General features: G+C 51.6%; 2 rRNA genes (1 of these 2 running past the window's edge). Both read left to right on the forward strand.

Annotation, left to right across the window (positions count from 1 at the left end):
- A 23S ribosomal RNA gene (locus R7P72_RS23545) occupies positions 1-1,365 on the forward strand (it extends 1,567 nt beyond the left edge of the window).
- 94 nt (positions 1,366-1,459) lie between these two features.
- Positions 1,460-1,527, forward strand: a 5S ribosomal RNA gene (rrf, locus tag R7P72_RS23550); the annotation flags it as partial.

Below are 1,527 nucleotides of genomic sequence, written 5' to 3' on the forward strand. Positions count from 1 at the left end.
TGTGAAGTCATTGATGCCATGCTTCCAGGAAAAGCCTCTAAGCTTCAGATTGTAAGGAATCGTACCCCAAACCGACACAGGTGGTCGGGTAGAGAATACCAAGGCGCTTGAGAGAACTCGGGTGAAGGAACTAGGCAAAATGGTACCGTAACTTCGGGAGAAGGTACGCTCTCGACGGTGAAGTCCCTCGCGGATGGAGCTATTGAGAGTCGCAGATACCAGGTGGCTGCAACTGTTTATTAAAAACACAGCACTGTGCAAAATCGCAAGATGACGTATACGGTGTGACGCCTGCCCGGTGCCGGAAGGTTAATTGATGGGGTTAGACTTCGGTCGAAGCTCTTGATCGAAGCCCCGGTAAACGGCGGCCGTAACTATAACGGTCCTAAGGTAGCGAAATTCCTTGTCGGGTAAGTTCCGACCTGCACGAATGGCGTAATGATGGCCACGCTGTCTCCACCCGAGACTCAGTGAAATTGAAATCGCTGTGAAGATGCAGTGTACCCGCGGCTAGACGGAAAGACCCCGTGAACCTTTACTACAGCTTGGCACTGAACATTGACCCTACATGTGTAGGATAGGTGGGAGGCTTTGAAGCGCAGTCGCTAGATTGCGTGGAGCCGTCCTTGAAATACCACCCTTGTAGTGTTGATGTTCTAACGTCGACCCCTTATCGGGGTTGCGGACAGTGCCTGGTGGGTAGTTTGACTGGGGCGGTCTCCTCCCAAAGCGTAACGGAGGAGCACGAAGGTGGGCTAATCACGGTTGGACATCGTGAGGTTAGTGCAATGGCATAAGCCCGCTTGACTGCGAGAATGACAATTCGAGCAGGTGCGAAAGCAGGTCATAGTGATCCGGTGGTTCTGAATGGAAGGGCCATCGCTCAACGGATAAAAGGTACTCCGGGGATAACAGGCTGATACCGCCCAAGAGTTCATATCGACGGCGGTGTTTGGCACCTCGATGTCGGCTCATCACATCCTGGGGCTGAAGTCGGTCCCAAGGGTATGGCTGTTCGCCATTTAAAGTGGTACGCGAGCTGGGTTTAGAACGTCGTGAGACAGTTCGGTCCCTATCTGCCGTGGGCGTTGGAGAATTGAAAGGGGCTGCTCCTAGTACGAGAGGACCGGAGTGGACGAACCTCTGGTGTTCGGGTTGTGTCGCCAGACGCATTGCCCGGTAGCTAAGTTCGGGATCGATAACCGCTGAAAGCATCTAAGCGGGAAGCGAGCCTTGAGATGAGTTCTCCCTGATACTTTAAGTATCCTAAAGGGTTGTCGTAGACTACGACGTTGATAGGCAGGGTGTGTAAGCGTTGTGAGGCGTTGAGCTAACCTGTACTAATTGCCCGTGAGGCTTAACCATACAACACCCAAGGGGTTTTGATGGACTCAATGAAAGAACATTGAATGTGTAAGAACGAGAATTAAAAAAACAGCTTTCCAGATTAAAGAATTTGCTTGGCGACCATAGCGTTTTGGACCCACCTGATTTCCATGCCGAACTCAGAAGTGAAACGAAATAGCG

It is taken from the genome of Vibrio sp. Vb0888, from assembly GCF_033338835.1.
In the GTDB taxonomy this organism is placed as follows: Bacteria; Pseudomonadota; Gammaproteobacteria; order Enterobacterales; family Vibrionaceae; genus Vibrio; species Vibrio alginolyticus.